This window comes from Streptomyces sp. NPDC005963, assembly GCF_040638655.1.
In the GTDB taxonomy this organism is placed as follows: Bacteria; Actinomycetota; Actinomycetes; order Streptomycetales; family Streptomycetaceae; genus Streptomyces.
In genome coordinates, this window is the sequence record NZ_JBEXVD010000012.1 from 156,934 (window position 1) to 174,876 (window position 17,943).

Annotated in this window: 13 protein-coding genes; 8 read left to right on the plus strand and 5 right to left on the minus strand. The window is 67.3% G+C overall.

The annotated features are described in order from the left end of the window. Positions 1-43 precede the first annotated feature (43 nt). Together ABZ348_RS18585 and ssd are read right to left on the minus strand one after the other, a co-directional pair. On the minus strand, positions 44-1,192 hold the full coding sequence (locus ABZ348_RS18585; RefSeq protein ID WP_358934248.1) for a TadA family conjugal transfer-associated ATPase: 1,149 nt from the start codon (positions 1,190-1,192) through the stop codon (positions 44-46). After that, a complete protein-coding gene (gene ssd, locus ABZ348_RS18590; RefSeq protein ID WP_358934250.1) occupies positions 1,189-2,289 on the minus strand; it encodes a septum site-determining protein Ssd in 1,101 nt (366 codons plus the stop codon). The genes ABZ348_RS18585 and ssd overlap by 4 nt, the downstream gene beginning before the upstream one ends. Positions 2,290-2,753: 464 nt before the next feature. On the opposite strand from ssd, the gene ABZ348_RS18595 reads away from it, so the two are divergent. Further along, positions 2,754-3,650 (plus strand): HAD-IB family hydrolase, encoded by an 897-nt coding sequence (locus tag ABZ348_RS18595; RefSeq protein ID WP_358934251.1) that lies wholly within the window; start codon positions 2,754-2,756, stop codon positions 3,648-3,650. 525 nt (positions 3,651-4,175) lie between these two features. Here ABZ348_RS18595 and ABZ348_RS18600 read toward each other — a convergent pair. After that, positions 4,176-4,973: an oxidoreductase gene (locus ABZ348_RS18600; protein WP_358934253.1), complete on the minus strand. Its 798-nt coding sequence runs from the start codon at positions 4,971-4,973 to the stop codon at positions 4,176-4,178. A gap of 426 nt (positions 4,974-5,399) precedes the next feature. On the opposite strand from ABZ348_RS18600, the gene ABZ348_RS18605 reads away from it, so the two are divergent. Further along, positions 5,400-6,395, plus strand: a complete 996-nt coding sequence (locus tag ABZ348_RS18605) for an ATP-binding protein (RefSeq protein ID WP_358934255.1) — start codon at positions 5,400-5,402, stop codon at positions 6,393-6,395. On the opposite strand, the gene ABZ348_RS18610 is transcribed toward ABZ348_RS18605, so the two are convergent. Then, positions 6,373-7,755 (minus strand): hypothetical protein, encoded by a 1,383-nt coding sequence (locus tag ABZ348_RS18610; protein ID WP_358934257.1) that lies wholly within the window; start codon positions 7,753-7,755, stop codon positions 6,373-6,375. The genes ABZ348_RS18605 and ABZ348_RS18610 overlap by 23 nt on opposite strands. Positions 7,756-8,038: 283 nt before the next feature. On the opposite strand from ABZ348_RS18610, the gene ABZ348_RS18615 reads away from it, so the two are divergent. Next, positions 8,039-10,378: a bifunctional SulP family inorganic anion transporter/carbonic anhydrase gene (locus ABZ348_RS18615; RefSeq protein ID WP_358934259.1), complete on the plus strand. Its 2,340-nt coding sequence runs from the start codon at positions 8,039-8,041 to the stop codon at positions 10,376-10,378. Positions 10,379-10,549: 171 nt separating this feature from the next. Here ABZ348_RS18615 and ABZ348_RS18620 read toward each other — a convergent pair whose 3' ends face one another. Further along, complete coding sequence (locus tag ABZ348_RS18620) at positions 10,550-11,245, minus strand: class I SAM-dependent methyltransferase (RefSeq protein ID WP_358934261.1); 696 nt, start codon at positions 11,243-11,245, stop codon at positions 10,550-10,552. 555 nt (positions 11,246-11,800) lie between these two features. Between ABZ348_RS18620 and acs the strand changes: the two genes are divergently transcribed. From acs to ABZ348_RS18645, 5 genes are all read left to right on the plus strand, one after another. Continuing rightward, positions 11,801-13,756 (plus strand): acetate--CoA ligase, encoded by a 1,956-nt coding sequence (gene acs, locus ABZ348_RS18625; RefSeq protein WP_358934263.1) that lies wholly within the window; start codon positions 11,801-11,803, stop codon positions 13,754-13,756. Between the two features lie 313 nt (positions 13,757-14,069). After that, entirely contained in the window at positions 14,070-15,485 is a 1,416-nt protein-coding gene (gene nhaA, locus ABZ348_RS18630; RefSeq protein WP_358934265.1) for a Na+/H+ antiporter NhaA, read from the plus strand. A gap of 98 nt (positions 15,486-15,583) precedes the next feature. After that, complete coding sequence (locus ABZ348_RS18635; protein WP_358934267.1) at positions 15,584-16,051, plus strand: phage holin family protein; 468 nt, start codon at positions 15,584-15,586, stop codon at positions 16,049-16,051. A 210-nt stretch (positions 16,052-16,261) separates the two neighbouring features. Then, positions 16,262-17,191, plus strand: a complete 930-nt coding sequence (locus tag ABZ348_RS18640; RefSeq protein WP_358934269.1) for an alpha/beta hydrolase — start codon at positions 16,262-16,264, stop codon at positions 17,189-17,191. A gap of 198 nt (positions 17,192-17,389) precedes the next feature. Beyond that, positions 17,390-17,578, plus strand: coding sequence for a hypothetical protein (locus ABZ348_RS18645; protein ID WP_358934271.1), 189 nt, complete (start codon positions 17,390-17,392; stop codon positions 17,576-17,578). Positions 17,579-17,943 lie beyond the last annotated feature (365 nt).

Genomic DNA, 17,943 nt, shown 5'->3' on the forward strand with positions numbered 1-17,943 from the left:
GCGCCGGCACATACCGCTGCGACGTGCGTCGGCTCAGGCGCCCTCACGGTGCACCGCCGATCCGTGCGCACAGCTGCGGCCAGCCCGGGCCGAGGGCAAATCCCTTGGCCTGCCAGCGCAACGCGGGAACCGTGCGTACCAACCCGGCCCCGTCGCGCTCCAACACATGGACTTCGGCGAGTCGCCGCAGTCCGTCGCGGTCCCGTGCCAAATGGATGACCACCGACAGGGCAGCGGCCAACTGACTGTGGAGAGCGGCCCGATCAAGGCCCGCAGACATCCCCAACGCCTCCAGTCGGGCGGGAACATCCGATGCGGCATTTGCATGAACCGTCCCACACCCACCTTCATGGCCCGTGTTCAAGGCTGCCAGCAACTCGGTGACTTCAGGCCCCCTCACCTCTCCCACAACCAGCCGATCGGGGCGCATACGCAACGCCTGCCGCACCAGCTCCCGCAGGGTCACCTGACCCGCACCCTCCTGATTCGCCGTACGCGACTCCAGACGAACCACATGGGGGTGATCGGGCCGCAGTTCCCCCGAGTCTTCGGCGAGCACCAATCGCTCACGGTCGCCGACGAGTCCGAGCAGGCTCGAAAGGAGGGTGGTCTTCCCCGTGCCGGTGCCACCGCTGATCAAGAAGGAGGCCCGGGCATCAATGAGGGCCCGCAGAACCCGATCGCCTCCCGGCGGTACGGTCCCTGCCTGCACCAGCTCCTCCAGGGAGAACGCCCGGGGACGGACCACCCGCAGCGACAAGCAGGTGGATCCGACCGCCACCGGAGGGATCACCGCGTGCATCCGCGTCCCGTCCGGTAGGCGAGCGTCCACCCAGGGCCGTGCGTCGTCCAACCTGCGTTCCGCCACTGCCGCCAAACGCTGCGCCAGTCTGCGGACCGAGGCCGCATCCGTGAACGTGACCCCTGTCAGTTCGAGGCCGCGCCCCCGATCGACCCACACCCGGTCCGGCGCGGAGACGAGGACGTCCGTCACCGCGGGATCAGCCAACAGGGGCTCCAGCGGTCCGGTGCCGACCAGTTCGCAACGCAATGTCTCGGTGCTACCGAGCACTTCGGCATCACCCAACAATCGCCCCTGGGCCCGCAGGGCCGCTGCGACGCGCGCGGGTGTGGGCTCAGCACCGCTCTCGGCCAAGCGCTGTCGTACCGCGTCCAAGAGTCCGGTGCTCATGGGGCGACGCTCCTTGTTAGCACTTGGTCCCAGAAGTCCGCACAGAACCGACTCAACGGGCCCGGCGATCCACCCGGGGGTGCTCCCTGCTCCTGGGCTGCGAGCAGGCCGGGCTCCCAAGGCACCTCGCCCGCGAACGGCAGTCCCAGCGAAGCGGCGACCCACTCCTCGTCGAGTCCCGCGCCGTAGGGGCCACGGGCGACCACCCGCAGGTCCTGGAGCACCATGCCGACCACGGAAGCCACTCGATTGGCGGCAGCCACCGCCCGCAACTCGCCCGGCACGACCAACAGCCCCAGATCGAGTTGGGCGAGTGCCTCGGCCACTCCTTCGTCGATCCGACGCGGCAGGTCGACGACGACCACTCCCCCGCGGCGGCGGGCGGCGGCTAGCACGGACCGCATGGCTTCCGGCGGAACGAGCACCGAATCACCGCGGTCCCAGCTGAGCACTCTCAACTGATGCAGTTCGGGCAGCGATTCCTCCAGCGCGCCACCTGCCACCCTTCCCTTGGACTCGGCGAAATCAGGCCACCGCATCCCTTCTGTTCGTTCACCGCCGAGCAGAACGTCGATGCCTCCGCCCAGCGGGTCGCCGTCGATGAGCATCGTCCTCTGACCGGCCTGGGCCGCTGTGACCGCCAGGGCGCAGGAGAGCGTCGACGCACCCGCGCCACCACTGCCCCCGACCACCCCGACCGTCAGCGCCGGGGCGGCGACACCCTCGGCCACGTCTGCGATCCGGTCGAGCAGCCAACCCTCTGCGTCCGGTAGACGCAGCACTCCTTCGGCTCCGATTTCCACCGCCAGGCGCCAGACGTTCGGATCGTCCTGATCGCGGCCGACCAGCAGTACGCCTTGCCTACGCACCGCCCCGCGGCAGCGCTCGGCAGCATCGTCGCCGACGAGGACCAAGGGGGCGGCCTCCCAACCGCCCCTTTGCTCCGGCATCGAGTGACGCACCTCCGGCTCCGCTCCCGCGGCCGCGCACAACCGCAGCAGATCGTCGAGCAGGTCCATGTCCTCCGTGACGATCAGAGGCCCCTCCCGCGGCCCTTCGACGACCGGGACTGCCTTCGGTGTGAGTGATCCGGCCACTCCGCCCCCCCTACTAACTTCGATCTCGCCTACAAACGGGATCGGCGATTCCTGTTGTCCGCGAACTGTGCGGCTGGAATCACGGTGGAGCGCGACGGAAAATCGTGTGGATCTTGCTCAAAAACTGTGGACAACTAGCCGCCTGTGAATAACTCGGTAGTCCATACCGGTGACTCCCAGCCGCACCTCTTCCACTACGCACAGTGACAATGCAGAGTGGTGCGAGACGGAGACACAAGGCACCCAAGAAAGGGGGTCGGTCAGCGAAGTGGCACGCGACCCGCAGGGAAAACCCGTCCGGACATGCGACGACCCCCGCCGGGGGGGAGAGCGGGGGTCGTCTCTCCGGCCGACTCGGGGGGGGAGGAGCCGGACCGGGTTAGCACGGTCGCGAACGATCCGTGACTTCCATGGTGTACCCGAGAGCCTTCTCAGGCAAACCCACACGCCGGAGCGTACGCCGAATGGCGGGCACCTATGCTCTGCTCGTGGATAACCACTCCTTGCCTCGCGCAGCTGCGTTCTTTGACCTGGACAAGACGGTCATTGCGAAGTCTTCGACGTTGACCTTCAGTAAGTCCTTCTACCAAGGCGGCCTGATCAACAGGCGGGCCGTACTACGCACCGCCTATGCCCAGTTCGTCTTTCTCGCGGGCGGTGCCGATCACGACCAGATGGAGGGCATGCGCGAGTACCTTTCCGCACTCTGTAAGGGCTGGAACGTCCAACAGGTGAAGGAGATCGTCGCCGAGACCCTTCACGACCTCATTGACCCGATCATTTACGACGAGGCCGCGTCCCTCATCGAAGAGCACCACACGGCCGGGCGGGACGTGGTGATCGTCTCCACCTCAGGTGCAGAGGTGGTGGAGCCGATCGGTGAGCTGTTGGGCGCCGATCGAGTGGTGGCGACGCGGATGGTGGTCGGTGAGGACGGGTGCTTCACGGGGGAGGTGGAGTACTACGCCTACGGACCCACCAAAGCCGAGGCCATCAGGGAACTGGCCGAGTCGGAGGGATACGACCTTTCCCGCTGCTACGCCTACAGCGACTCGGCTACGGACGTCCCCATGCTGGAGTCGGTCGGTCACCCCTACGCCGTGAACCCGGACCGAGCCCTCCGCCGGGAGGCAACCGTACGGGACTGGCCGATTCTGGTCTTCAACCGACCGGTTCGGCTGAAGCAACGCCTGCCCGCTTTCCCCATGCCGCCCCGGCCGGCTCTGGTCGCTGCCGCCGCGGTGGGTGCGGCAGCCGCGACCGCGGGGCTCGTTTGGTACGCGAGCCGGCGGCGCAGCGCAGCCGCGCAGGCAGCTGCCAGCGCCCTCGAAGGCGTAGCCGACCGACTTGCCCGTATTTGAAGCTAAAAGTAAAGAACTTGAGCCAGGGGTTCCGCTTCCCTGCGCACCGGAGTACAAAGGAGTCAACGGCCCGCGAGACCAAGGACATCCGAGAGGATCACCGAGAAACGCATCAAGGCCCCACGGACCGAAGCATGGAAACTGAGCACCCACGCGACGTCGACCCGTCGAATACGGGCCAGCCGCACCAGGTGGCGGGCAGAAGTTCCCGACCTGATGGGCACATCTTCGAGGACGCTTGGTAACTCGGTGGACATGCCAGCGGCGGTGCCGGACGTCGGTACCGCCGCAACCATGTCGACGCGCCCACGCATCAGGCCCCAGGACGGGGACACACCGCCGACGTGGGCCGCCCCCAGCCCGGTCTCCCCCAAGCTGACGCCGCCATGGCTGTCTTCGGACCGCCGTCAGGGAGCACCGACCGGCATCAACGCAGGCACGAGCCCCTCAGAGCTCACTGCGAGGGGCGACGGACACCCCAATCGATGGATGATGCTCGGGTCGTACGGGTCATACGATGATCGTTCAGGCCGCTCCCCGCTGAAGCGCCTCACAGACCGCCATCGACTCCCTAGCGCCCAACTCCACCGCACGACCGCAGTGTGCGAACCAATCGCTCATGCCCTTGGGCGTACCGGACAGATACCCCTCGAAGGCCGCGGCATAGGCAGTCTGACCCTGCTCGGCATGGCCTACTTCAGCCGGGCAGATGGCCTTGGGGTCGAGCCCGCTTCCGATCAACACGATCCGCTCGGCCGCCCGTGCAACGAGACCGTTGTGCGACCCGAACGGCCGCAAAGCCAACAACTCGCCGTGGACCACGGCAGCGATCACCAAGGCGGGCGCAGAAGACCCAGAAATGATCAGCCGAGTCAATCCGTCCAAGCGCCCCGCGACCTCGTCCGCGCTGGGCAGAGGCGCCCGGACGAAGGGTTCGTCGACCTCTTCGCCGGCGAGCCGCGGGCGTCCGACGGTCGTCTTCTCGGTGGCATTGCCCGAAGCCACCAGATGCAGCCTGGCCAGCACTCTCAGCGGCGACTGCCGCCAGACGGAGAGGAGTTGCCCCGCCTCGGCATTCAACCGCAGCGCCGCCCCCACCGTACGGGCCTGGAGGTCGCCGCTGAAGTCGGTACGCCTGCGTACCTCCTCCAGCGCCCAGTCCGCGCCAGCCAGTGCTGCGGAACCCCGCGCCCCGCGCAGCGCGGCCTCAGCGGTCACCTCGTTGCTGCGGCGTCGCATGACGCGATGCCCATAGACCCGATCCGTTGCCTTGCGCATGCCCTCGACGGCTTCCGCGACACCGGCCAGGGACGCCAGGTTCATCAGCGGGTCGTCCCCTGACGCCGCTGACGTACCACCCCCCGCGCTCCGTGGAGCCTCTCCGCCCGGGGTCGAGGTTCGGCGGGGCTCAGGAGAAGGCGAGAAGGCCCCGGCCCCGGCCCCGGGAGTACCGCCGACGGAACGACCGCCTCCGCCAGCCCCGCTCTCCGCTCCAGCGCTCCCCGACGGGGTGCCGGAACCCCTGTCATCGTTGACGTCGGCACGTGCCGGAACGACGTCAGCCGAGGGAGAGGGCGCGGCAGTGGGGGCCTGCGCGCCCGGCGGAACGGACCCTGCTGATCCAACGGATGAAGCATGCGTGCTCATAGCAAGCGAGGCTACGCGCCCTCGGGGCGCGCCCCACCTTGGAGTGGTCTTCTTCACGCTGCATGACAGCAGCTCCACATAGAGCTACTACCCTAGGTGAACATGAAGATCGCTTTCGTAGGGAAGGGCGGCAGCGGTAAGACCACGCTGTCCTCGCTCTTCATCCGTCATCTGGCCGCCAATGAAGCCGCGGTCATCGCGGTGGACGCCGACATCAACCAGCACCTCGGAGCAGCGCTCGGGCTCGACGAGGCGCAGACGGCCGAACTACCGGCCATGGGCGCGCACCTCCCGCTGATCAAGGAGTATCTGCGCGGTTCCAATCCCCGCATCGCATCGGCCGGCAGCATGATCAAGACGACTCCTCCGGGCGAGGGCTCACAACTGCTGAGGGTCGACGAGGACAATCCGATCTACGACGCGTGCGCACGAACGGTCCGCCTCGACGACGGTGACATCCGACTGATGGCCACCGGTCCCTTCACCGAATCCGACCTGGGCGTGGCCTGCTACCACTCGAAGGTCGGGGCGGTGGAGCTGTGCCTCAACCATCTGGTCGACGGACTCGATGAGTACGTAGTCGTGGACATGACCGCAGGGTCGGACTCGTTCGCCTCCGGGATGTTCACCCGCTTCGACATGACGTTCCTGGTCGCCGAACCCACCCGCAAGGGCGTGTCGGTCTACCGTCAGTACAAGGAGTACGCGCGGGACTTCGGCGTATCGCTCAGGGTCGTGGGCAACAAGGTCCAGGGTCAGGACGACGTGGACTTCCTCCGTGAGGAGGTGGGTGACGACCTGCTGACCACCCTGGGCCAATCCGACTGGGTGCGAGCGATGGAGAAGGGTCGGCCGCGCCCCTTCGACCTGCTGGAGGCGGACAACCGCATGTCGCTCCAGGCCCTTCAGAACGCCGCGGACGACTCGTACGACCAGCGCGACTGGGACCAGTACACGCGCCAGATGGTCCATTTTCATCTGAGGAACGCGGAGAGCTGGGGCAATGACAAGACGGGGGTCGATCTGGCCGCCCAGGTCGACCCCGCCTTCGTGCTGAGGGAGCGAGCAGCGGAGGTCAGCGCTCCTCTTCCGGCCTGACCTCGGCTTGCTCGCCTTCAGGGGAGCCGTCCGACCCGTCCTTCTCCGCCGGCTTGCCGGCCGGAGCCACCGGCGCGGCGGGCTTGACCGGTCGGGCGGGGTCAGCGGGCTTGACCGGTTCGGTCTGTTCACGGCCTGACTTCGCGGGCTGGGCGGCAAGGAAGGTCGCCCAGCCGCCCTTCGGCGTCTCCCCCACCTTCAGGGTCCGCAGTTTCGCCAGGACCTTGGGGTCCTGGGCGTCGAGCCAGTCCGCGAGCTGCTTGAAGGACACGCACTTGACGCCCTTCTTCACGCAGACCGTGGCGATCGTCTCCTCGATGGCGCGCATGTAGGTGCCGCCGTTCCAGGACTCGAAGTGGTTGCCGATGATCAAAGGCGCCCGATTGCCCTCGTACGCCCGATCGAACGCCTGCACCAGACCATCGCGCATCTGGTTGCCCCAGTAGGTGTGGGAGGCCGGGTCTCCCTTGACCGTTCCGGACTGGTTGACCATGAAGTTGTAGTCCATGGACAGGGTCTCGAAGTTCCGACCGGGCACCGGCACCATCTGGAGGGAGAGGTCCCAGACGTTCAGTTCCTTCTCGGGCCAGATCTGATCGTTGACGCCACTGGTGTCATAGCGAAGGCCGAGTTCACTGGCGGCGCGAACGAAGTTCTTGCGTCCCTCCAGGCAGGGTGTGCGCGCCCCGACGAGTTCCTTGTCGTAGTCGAAGGGCAGCGGCTGTTCGGCCGTGAGACCGGAATTGGTCTTCCAGTTCTTCACGAAGGACTTGGCCTGGCTGATCTCGCTCTTCCACTCGTCGACCGACCAGGTCCCGACGCCGCCGTCCGCACCGCAGAAGTGGCCGTTGAAGTGGGTGCCCACCTCGTTGCCCTCCTGCCAGGCACCGCGCAACTCCCGCACGGTGTCCCGAATTCCCTCGGCATCGTTGAATCCGATGTCCGACCGGCCTGCGGAGTGTTGGGGCGGAAGGTAGAGGCTCGACTTCGCCTCGGGCAACAGATAAACACCGCTGAGGAAGTACGTCATGGTCGCGTTGTACTTCTTGCCGACCGTGCGGAAGTGGGAGAAGAGCTTCTGGCTGTCCTCGCCCGCCCCGTCCCAGGAGAAGACGACGAACTGGGGCGGCTTCTCTCCCGGCTTCAGGCGCTCCGGTTTGAGTTGAGCCGGCTGAGTTCCCGTGTATGCCGTCGAGCCGTCGCCGATAAGTCGTGGCGCGACCTTGCGCGCGGCAGCCTCCTTGGCTCCCGGCGCACCTTCCTGCTGGGCGTCCTTTCCGACCACGGAACAGCCCGCAACCCCTGCCACCAGGGCCGTGACGGCCGCGCCGACGGCGACTCTTTGTGCGGCGGATTTCATCCGCTCACCTCATTTCATATGACTTTGTGTTTTTCCGACCGGTATCGATGGCCGACAAAGTCGCACTGGGTGAGCGAGGGGAGGTCCGCGACGGGCCGCATTAAGCGCACTAATCACTGAAACGGGTGAATCATTGCCCTATTTGCGCGGAAAATCATGCCTCAGTCTTTACTCTGCATTACGATCAATTTACTGAAAGTTGAGCCTCCCGCCGCTTTACGCCGTGACCCACGGCCGCGTCCCCACATTCCGCGACCGCGCTGCCCCGGAGGAGACGGGAATCATGTCCGCCTGCGTCCCCACCCGCACCGACGAACCATCTCGTGAGCCCAGCAAGGCCCGGCGGCTCCGCCGAGGCCGCTCCCATGAGCCGCCGACGGGTTCGAACCGCTTCCGCATCCGCGGCGCGGACCTTTCCGCATCGATCGCCGTGTTCCTCATCGCGCTGCCCCTCTCCCTGGGCATCGCGCTGGCCACGGGTGCACCACTGCAAGCAGGACTCGTGGCCGCAGCGGTCGGCGGCATCGTCGTCGGTCGCTTCGGCGGAGCCCCGCTCCAGGTCAGTGGACCCGCCGCAGGGCTGACGGTGGTCACTGCCGATCTGATCCAGCAATACGGCTGGCGGGTCACCTGCGCCATCACCGTGCTCGCCGGCTTCGCACAACTGGGCCTGGCTGCCCTTCGGGTGGCCCGTTCCGCGCTCGCCGTGAGCCCCGCGATCGTCCACGGAATGCTCGCCGGCATCGGCGTCACCATCGCCCTCGCCCAGCTCCACATCGTCCTCGGCGGCACTCCGCAGAGTTCGGCGACCGCCAACGTCCGTGCACTGCCCGCCCAGCTCGCGGCGCTACAGCCCGCAGCGATCACGGTGAGCGCCCTGACCGTCGCCGTGCTGCTGGCCTGGCCACGCATTCCCGGCGCCGCGGGCAGGATCGTCCGGACGATCCCGGGTGCGCTCGCCGCAGTGGCCGCCGCCACCACGCTCGCCGTTCTCGCCGGACTCCATCTTCCACGCGTCGATCTGCCGTCGTGGAGCAGCCATGCGCTCCCCGGGCTGCCTCAGGGACCCGCCCTCGGCATCCTCGCCTCCGTACTCACCATCACGCTGGTGGCCAGCGTCGAGTCACTTCTGTCGGCCGTTGCCGTCGACAAGCTGATCGCCGGCCGCAAGGAGCCTGACGTCCGTATCCCCCGCGCCGACCTGGACCGGGAGTTGGCAGGTCAGGGTGCCGCGAATGTGATTTCCGGTGCGCTCGGCGGATTGCCCATCACCGGTGTGGCCGTGCGTAGTTCGGCCAATGTGGCGGCCGGTGCGGTCAGCCGGCACTCGACCATGTTGCACGGCCTGTGGATCGTGCTGGCCGCGATGCTGCTCGTCCCCGTGCTCGACATGATCCCGCTGGCTGCGCTCGCGGCCCTGGTGATGGTCGTCGGTGTCCAGATGGTCAACATCACCCATATGCGGACCGTGCGGCGCAACCGCGAAGTCCTCGTCTACGCGGTGACCTTGACATCGGTCGTCTTCACCGGGGTGCTGGAAGGGGTGATCATCGGAATCGCCGTGGCCGTGGCGGTCGCACTGCACCGGCTGACGCGAACCAGGATCACCGAGGAGGAACACGGCGGCGTCCATCGAGTTCAGGTGCGCGGCCAGTTGACCTTCCTGGCCGTTCCCCGACTGAGCAGGGCGCTCAGTCTCGTACCCGCCGGTGCGCAGTGCGTCGTCGAGTTGGACGGGTCCTTCATGGACCATGCCGCCTATGAGTCCCTGCACGACTGGCAGTCCTCCCACGTGGGGCAGGGCGGCACCGTGGAGTTCACCGGTCGGGCGGGTGGGCGCATCAGTGAACCCGCATCGGAGACCCATGGTTGCTGTCGCCCGTGGACTCCCTGGCGCAACCACCACTGCGAGGATCGGGTACAGGGTCCGACTGCCCATCAGCTGGCCGACGGGCTCAGTTCCTTCCAGCGCGATACGGCTCCATTGGTACGGGACGAGTTGGCGCGGCTGGAGCGGGAGGGCCAGCGACCGTCACAACTCTTCCTCACCTGCTCCGACTCCCGACTGGTCACCAGCATGATCACGGCCAGCGGCCCGGGCGATCTCTTCACCGTACGCAACATGGGGAACCTGGTCCCCCTGCCCGGCGCGGAGAACGGCGACGATTCGGTGGCCGCAGCCATCGAGTACGCGGTCGACGTCCTGCGCGTCGGTTCCATCACCATCTGTGGACACTCCGGTTGTGGTGCCATGGAGGCCCTGCTGACCACTCCCCCGGGAGGCACGCAGAGCCCTTGGAAGCGGTGGTTGAGACACGGGCGGCCGAGTTTGGAGCGGATGAAGAGCCGACACCGTTCCTGGGCCCGGATCTCCGGCAGGCTGCCGACCGACGCCGTCGAGCAGTTGTGTCTGACGAACGTGGTGCAGCAGTTGGATCATCTGCGGGCACATGAGTCGGTCGCACGAAGGCTCACGGAGGGCACGTTGGAGCTGCACGGGATGTACTTCCACGGCGGCGAGGCCCAGGCGTATCTGTTGGCCAAGAGCGACGATCACACCTTTGACGCGGTGTTCACCCGGGTCGCCCCTGCATCGTCGGCACTGGTCAAGGCGCAGGTCTGAGCTGGAAGGGCCCTCTCGGGTTGGCCATCGAAGACGGGAGGCCGGGTGAGCGATCCACAGCTTTCGCCCGGCATTTCGTGGATGAGCCCCGACCGTGTCGAGCAATCGAGGGACGGGCCACGCCCCCGAAGGGGCGCGAAGATGCCCGGGTGGATTCGGTGTGTGACGTCATCACGGACGACGCAGCCTGACGGCGAGGAAGCTCGGCCGGTTGTGCGTCTTGTCGTATCGGCGCGGATCGATCTCTCGGGCCTCCTCCGCGGCACGTGGTTCCAGGAGGCGTTCCAGGACGAACCCCGCGCTGAGCAGTTCACCGAGGAACTGTTCCAGGGTCATCCGCCAGTAGCTCAGCACGAACCCGTCACCGAAAGGAAGTTCAGCACGTTCGTCCGCGAAGTAGGAGCCGCCGAAGTAGGTCCAGTCGCCGGTGGGATGGGTCGTCGAAACGAGCAGGGCCCCACCCGGCCGTAGCACGCGCCGGATTTCGGCGAGCAGTTGTTCGCGGGCGTCCAGATGGTGATAGACGAGGGCCATCACCACCAGGTCGAACGACTGGTCGGCCAGGAAGGTCAGCGGCTCCTCCAGATCGTGGTGGTGCAAGTCGGCCCCGTCGCCGATGCGCTCCCGTGCAGCACACAGCAGGCTCTCGCTCCCGTCCACGCCGACGACCCGAGCGGCCCCTCGTGCCAGCAGATCAGCGGCATAGTGGCCGGCGCCGCACCCGAGGTCCAGGACGGACAGCCCGGCCACATCACCCGCCAGGCCCAGCATGGCGGGGCGATCGGTGTGGGCGTTGTAGGCACTGTTCGTCGCCTGGGCAGCGAACAATTGCCCCATCGCACCGTGGTACGCAGTCTCGGCTTTCATACGATCATCCTCACCGCTGCCGGCACAGTCCGAAAACGGAGCGCCGCGGCCACCCGCCGGTGTTGGGCAGTTGCCGCCCGGAGATCGACCCGCCCCGCGCCCCGGGTCCGTGCCGTGGACGCGCCGCCCGGCTGCACCGGTCACAGCGGTTCGGAGAACTCCGATCGGTGGCGGCTCGCCGCCACCCGTACGCCGCCCCCGGTCACGGTGGCCACAGGCAACTGCATCAGGCCAGAACCGTGCAGGTCACACGGCTGCGAAGGGCAGAAACCACCGCATGTCAGCGGCCGGCGCTCCACCCCATCGGCTCCCGGCCATTCGTAGGAGAATCGGCCATCGAGAGCCGGCGGTGAACCGACCCGGGGCAGCATCCGTGCAACCGTACGGCCCCTCCTTCCCGCCGCCCGGGAAGGAGGGGCCGTCTCATAGCACCAACCAAGATTCAAAAGGTCTAAACCAATTTCTGGAAGGCTCTTGTCACCCGACCCCCTGGGCTGGTGAGCTATGGGCTCGGACACATACGCACATGAGGACGCCCTGGGAAAGGGAGATGTCGTGAGCAACGAAAGCCTGGCAAATCTTCTCAAAGAAGAGCGGCGGTTCGCGCCGCCGGCCGAGCTGGCCGCGAACGCCAATGTGACAGCGGAGGCGTACGAGCAGGCCAAGGCTGACAGGCTTGGCTTCTGGGCCGAGCAGGCACGGAGGCTCACGTGGGCCACCGGACCGACCGAGACCCTCGACTGGAGCAACCCGCCCTTCGCCAAGTGGTTCGCGGACGGCAAGCTCAATGTCGCCTACAACTGCGTGGACCGCCATGTCGAGGCCGGAAACGGCGACCGCGTGGCGATCCACTTCGAGGGCGAGCCTGGAGACAGCCGCGCCGTCACCTACGCCCAGCTCAAGGACGAGGTCTCGCGCGCCGCGAACGCCCTGACCGAACTGGGTGTGCAGAAGGGCGACCGGGTCGCCATCTATCTGCCGATGATCCCCGAAGCAGCAGTCGCGATGCTGGCCTGCGCCCGGATCGGCGCCGCCCATTCGGTGGTCTTCGGCGGCTTCTCCGCCGACGCCGTTGCCTCCCGCATCCTGGACGCCGACGCCAAGCTGGTCATCACCGCCGACGGCGGCTACCGTCGCGGCAAGCCGATGGCGCTCAAGCCCGCCATCGACGACGCCGTCGCCAAGTGCCCCCAGGTCGAGAACGTGCTGGTCGTCCGCCGCACGGGCCAGGACACCGCCGTCACCGAGGGCCGCGACGTGTGGTGGCACGACATCGTCGACCGTCAGTCCGCGGAGCACACGCCCGAGGCGTTCGACGCGGAGCACCCGCTCTTCATCCTGTACACGTCCGGCACCACGGGGAAGCCCAAGGGCATCCTGCACACCTCCGGCGGCTACCTCACCCAGGCCGCGTACACCCACCACGCCGTCTTCGACCTCAAGCCGGAGTCGGACGTCTACTGGTGTACCGCAGACATCGGCTGGGTCACCGGGCACTCGTACATCGTGTACGGCCCGCTGGCGAACGGCGCGACACAGGTCATGTACGAGGGCACGCCGGACACCCCGCACCAGGGCCGGTTCTGGGAGGTCATCCAGAAGTACGGGGTCACGATCCTCTACACCGCCCCGACCGCGATCCGCACATTCATGAAGTGGGGCGACGACATCCCCGCGAAGTTCGACCTCTCCAGCCTGCGCGTCCTCGGTTCGGTCGGCGAGCCGATCAACCCCGAGGCGTGGATCTGGTACCGGGAGCACATCGGCGGCGGTAGCACCCCCATCGTCGACACCTGGTGGCAGACGGAGACGGGCGCGATGATGATCTCGCCGCTGCCCGGCGTCACCGAGACCAAGCCCGGCTCCGCCCAGCGGGCCCTGCCCGGAATCTCCGCGACCGTCGTCGACGACGAGGCCAACGAGGTCCCGAACGGCGGTGGCGGCTATCTGGTCCTCACCGAGCCGTGGCCTTCGATGCTGCGCACCATCTGGGGCGACGACCAGAGGTTCCTCGACACCTACTGGTCCCGTTTCGAGGGCAAGTACTTCGCCGGTGATGGCGCCAAGAAGGACGACGACGGCGACATCTGGCTGCTCGGCCGGGTCGACGACGTGATGTTGGTCTCGGGTCACAACATCTCCACCACCGAGGTCGAATCCGCGCTGGTATCCCACCCCAAGGTCGCCGAGGCGGCGGTCGTCGGCGCCAACGACGAGACGACCGGACAGGCCATCGTCGCGTTCGTGATCTTGCGGGGAACGGCGTCCGAGGACGAGAACCTGGTGGCTGACCTGCGTAATCACGTGGGCAAGACCCTCGGCCCGATCGCGAAGCCCAAGCGGGTCCTGCCGGTCGCGGAGCTGCCGAAGACGCGTTCCGGGAAGATCATGCGGCGGCTGCTGCGGGACGTCGCCGAGAACCGTCAGATGGGCGATGTGACGACGCTGACGGACTCGTCGGTCATGGATCTGATCCAGTCCCGACTGCCGAGCGCGCCCTCCGAGGACTGACACTCCCGCTCGCCGGGGCGAATCGCCCCGGCGTTGCCCCAGCACATGTCATGGGCACCCCGCATCTTCTGCGCGGGGTGCCCATGCATGTGCGGAGATCCATCGCTGCTGTTCGAATGCCACACCCAAGCGACCGGAAAGCCCGCTATGCGCCTATTGTGAGATCGTAGAGAGGATCGCTGGATATCCACGCGCGCTTTCTTGGGTTTATGGTGAGCCACGCGTCAAAGACGCGACAAGAAGACCTAGGTGCGCCGGGAAGTCTGGTCGGCAGGTGCTTTGCCCTGCCCGACCAACCGGAGGTACACCCGTCATGACTTCGCCGAGCCCCCGCAAGTTCCTTGGCCGGATGTCATTGCCGGAGCGCACCTTCGTAGCAAACGCGCTGCGCACCGAGACCGTCGGCGGAGTCCTGCTCCTCATCGCCGCCATCGCCGCCCTGATCTGGGCCAACACCCCGCTGTCCAACAGCTACGAGTCGCTGAGCTCCTTCCACATCGGCCCCGAGTCACTCGGCCTGGACCTCTCGATACAGCACTGGGCGGCCGACGGCCTGCTCGCCATCTTCTTCTTCGTCGCCGGCATCGAACTCAAGCGCGAACTGGTCGCGGGCGAGTTGCGCGACCCCAAGGCCGCGGCCCTTCCCGTCATCGCCGCGCTCAGCGGCATGGCCGTTCCGGCACTGGTCTACCTCGCGGTGAACGTGATCGGCGACGGCTCCACCGACGGATGGGCCGTCCCCACGGCCACGGACATCGCCTTCGCACTCGCCGTACTCGCCGTACTCGGAGCCTCGCTGCCCTCCGCGCTGCGCGCGTTCCTGCTGACCCTCGCCGTGGTGGACGACCTCTTCGCCATCCTGATCATCGCCGTCTTCTTCACCAGCGATCTGAACTTCGCCGCCCTCGGCGGGGCCTTCGTCGGACTGGTCCTGTTCTGGGTACTGCTCCGCAAGGAGGTGCGCGGCTGGTACGTCTACGTCCCGCTGGCCCTGGTCATCTGGGGTCTGATGTACAACAGCGGCGTCCACGCCACCATCGCCGGCGTCGCCATGGGTCTGATGCTGCGCTGCTCCCGGCGGGAAGGTGAGGAACACTCCCCAGGCGAGCACATCGAGCACCTGGTGCGACCGATTTCGGCAGGGCTCGCCGTACCGCTGTTCGCCCTCTTCTCGGCGGGCGTCAGCATCTCGGGGAACGTCCTCGGCGACGTCTTCACCAAGCCCGAGACCCTGGGCGTGGTCCTCGGTCTGGTGGTGGGCAAGACCGTCGGCATCTTCGGCGGTACCTGGCTCGCCGCACGCTTCACCCGCGCAGAACTCAACGACGACCTGGCCTGGCCCGATGTCCTCGCGGTCGCCACCCTGGCCGGCATAGGCTTCACCGTCTCCCTGCTGATCGGCGAACTGGCCTTCGCCGGAAATACGGGGCTCACCGACCAGGTGAAGGCAGCCGTTCTGATGGGCTCCCTGATTGCCGCCGTGTTCGCCGGTGTTCTCCTCAAATTGCGGGTACGCAAGTACCGGGCGCTCATCGCGGACGAGGAACGCGACGACGACCAGGACGGCATCCCCGACATCTACGAGCAGGACAACCCGGCGTACCACCTCCGCATGGCGGAGATCTACGAGAAGAGGGCCGCGGAGCACCGTCGGCTGGCCGGTGTTTCGGCCGGAGGTGGCCCGGAAGCCTCGGGGGCGTCGCGCGAAGAGCGGGGACGTCCGGCATGATCTGATAACGGCCCCGGACAATTCAGAAGAGTCCCGGACTCCAGGACACTCCCGGAGCGCCCGGACACCGCAGCAGAGCCAGGAAAGAGGGAGTAGCGATGAGCGACCCCGGCACCAGTGCAGAGCGGAGCATCGGGCAGTTGGTCGCCTCGGCGACCGCCGAGATGTCGGCACTTGTGCACGATGAGATCGCGCTGGCCAAGGCGGAGATCCGGCAGGACGTCAAACGTGGCGTCACGGGCAGTGTCGCCTTGATCGTCGCAGGGGTGTTCGTGCTCTTCTCGCTGCCCGTGCTCAGCTTTGCGGCGGCCTACGGAATCCACAATCTGGGGCTTGGGCTCGCCTGGTCGTTCCTGATCGTGGGTGTGGCGTTCCTGCTGCTGGCAGGCGGGCTGGCGCTGCTCGCGGTGGCCAAGTTCAAGAAGGTCAAGCCGCCGGAGAAGTCGATCGCCTCCGCCAAGGAGACCGCCGCGGTGCTCCAGGGCGTGAAGCCCCACCCGCGCGTACGACAGGAAGTCATCCTGGTGAAGGCGTCGGGCACGGAAGTCCGCGCGGTATCCCGCTGACCGGTGGGCCGGCCCCTCGGCTGAGGGCTGAGGCCCCTGACCGTCCGGATCGGATAAGTGCGGCCGGGCGAGCGCACTCCTCCTGTTCACCAGGAGTTGACCGGCGCTTGTCCGCGGCTCTGTCCGGGGCTTGCCCAGACCCGTCTGGGCTTGCCCCGGGCGGATGGGCATGGCAAACACGACATGCCTGGGTATGGCACGCTCGTGAGCATGACCGCCCCTGACACCGGTAATGGAAGCCCCGTTCGCATCGACGGCCCGTGGACCCATCGCGACGTGGCTGCCAACGGCGCGCGCTTCCACATCGCGGAGATGGGCGATGGCCCCCTGGTCCTGCTCCTGCACGGCTTTCCGCAGTTCTGGTGGACCTGGCGACACCAGTTGACCGCCCTCGCTGATGCCGGCTACCGGGCCGTGGCCATGGATCTGCGGGGCGTGGGAGGCAGCGACCGTACGCCCAGGGGGTACGACCCGGCGAACCTCGCGCTGGACATCACCGGAGTGGTGCGCTCGTTGGGCGAACCGGACGCGGCGCTGGTGGGGCACGACCTCGGCGGCTATCTCGCGTGGACGGCCGCGGTGATGCGGCCGAAGCTGGTGCGCCGGCTCGCGGTCTCCTCCATGCCGCACCCCAGACGCTGGCGTTCGGCGATGCTCTCGGACTTCTCACAGAGCCGTGCCGGCTCGTACGTCTGGGGCTTCCAACGCCCTTGGCTACCGGAACGTCAACTCATGGCGGACGAAGCGACCCTGGTGGGAGAGCTGATCCAGAGCTGGTCCGGGCCCAAACCGCCGGACGAGCAGACGCTGAACGTCTACCGGCGTGCGATGTCCATCCCGTCGACAGCGCACTGTTCGATCGAGCCGTACCGGTGGATGGTGCGGTCGATGGCCCGCCCGGACGGCATCCAGTTCAACCGGCGGATGAAGCGCCCGGTTCGGGTGCCCACCCTCCATCTGCACGGCTCCCTGGACCCGGCCATGCGCACGCGGAGCGCCGCCGGGTCGGGAGAGTACGTGGAAGCCCCCTACCGCTGGCGGCTGTTCGACGGGCTCGGGCACTTCCCACACGAGGAGGATCCGGTGGCGTTCTCGTCGGAGCTGATCAATTGGCTCAAGGATCCTGAACCGGACCGGTGACGGGAGCGAGTTCCAGCCTCTGGCCACTCGGCAAACGGTCAAACTGACGGCCCGTCGCCCGACCCGAGTCGCTGTCCCACTACATGCCGACTGCACCAGGGAACACACGTCCGTCGAACAGCCAATTGCCCGACGCATAGGCCAATTGGCTGCCCTCAGTACGGTTACCGACCTTGGGGCACGGGCACAGGTCCCGGTATGGGTTGGACGTACGACTACGGTGACGCCGCACGCAACCGTCGCTCGGCCAGTGGCCCGAGCACCCACAGCAGCGAAGGTCCGCAAGGTCAGGGGCCTGAGCACTCGGCACAGGGCATGGGTATTCCACGGATTCTGAGGCGCCGCGCGCGCTGGGTCTCAGCTCGACTTCGGCATACGCGCGGCTAGGGCCTGCCGGGCGAGATCCAGCCATCTACGGCGCCTTGCGTCGTGGCCCGGTCTCGCCCCCAGGTGTTCGCCGTCGCTCACGTGCCAGGCATCGCTGCTGACGAACGACCGAGTTCCGAAGCACTCCTTCGGGCTGGGCGAGGCGGCGCCTCACTGCCGGTCGAGGGCTGTCCGGGAGCGTCCTGCCTCGCTTGAGAGCACCGAGGAGGTTCCGCGCGTCCGCGCCGAGCCGGGACCGTGAAACTGCCACGGTCCTGGCCTCCGTCGGCCTGCGCACTGCCCGGCCCCCTCCGGTGGGCTTCGCGCGTCGGATACCCCGCCTGGCGGACCGACGCGTACGGGACGAGCAGCGCAGCGCCTTCGAC

Excerpts from the sequence above, each read along its gene's own strand:
- ABZ348_RS18585 (WP_358934248.1), bottom strand. The coding sequence starts at position 1,192 with ATGAGCACCGGACTCTTGGACGCGGTACGACAGCGCTTGGCCGAGAGC.
- ABZ348_RS18595 (WP_358934251.1), top strand. The coding sequence starts at position 2,754 with ATGGCGGGCACCTATGCTCTGCTCGTGGATAACCACTCCTTGCCTCGC.
- ABZ348_RS18600 (WP_358934253.1), bottom strand. The coding sequence starts at position 4,973 with ATGAACCTGGCGTCCCTGGCCGGTGTCGCGGAAGCCGTCGAGGGCATG.
- ABZ348_RS18605 (WP_358934255.1), top strand. The coding sequence starts at position 5,400 with ATGAAGATCGCTTTCGTAGGGAAGGGCGGCAGCGGTAAGACCACGCTG.
- ABZ348_RS18610 (WP_358934257.1), bottom strand. The coding sequence starts at position 7,755 with ATGAAATCCGCCGCACAAAGAGTCGCCGTCGGCGCGGCCGTCACGGCC.
- ABZ348_RS18615 (WP_358934259.1), top strand. The coding sequence starts at position 8,039 with ATGTCCGCCTGCGTCCCCACCCGCACCGACGAACCATCTCGTGAGCCC.
- ABZ348_RS18620 (WP_358934261.1), bottom strand. The coding sequence starts at position 11,245 with ATGAAAGCCGAGACTGCGTACCACGGTGCGATGGGGCAATTGTTCGCT.
- nhaA (WP_358934265.1), top strand. The coding sequence starts at position 14,070 with ATGACTTCGCCGAGCCCCCGCAAGTTCCTTGGCCGGATGTCATTGCCG.
- ABZ348_RS18635 (WP_358934267.1), top strand. The coding sequence starts at position 15,584 with ATGAGCGACCCCGGCACCAGTGCAGAGCGGAGCATCGGGCAGTTGGTC.
- ABZ348_RS18640 (WP_358934269.1), top strand. The coding sequence starts at position 16,262 with ATGACCGCCCCTGACACCGGTAATGGAAGCCCCGTTCGCATCGACGGC.
- ABZ348_RS18645 (WP_358934271.1), top strand. The coding sequence starts at position 17,390 with ATGGGTTGGACGTACGACTACGGTGACGCCGCACGCAACCGTCGCTCG.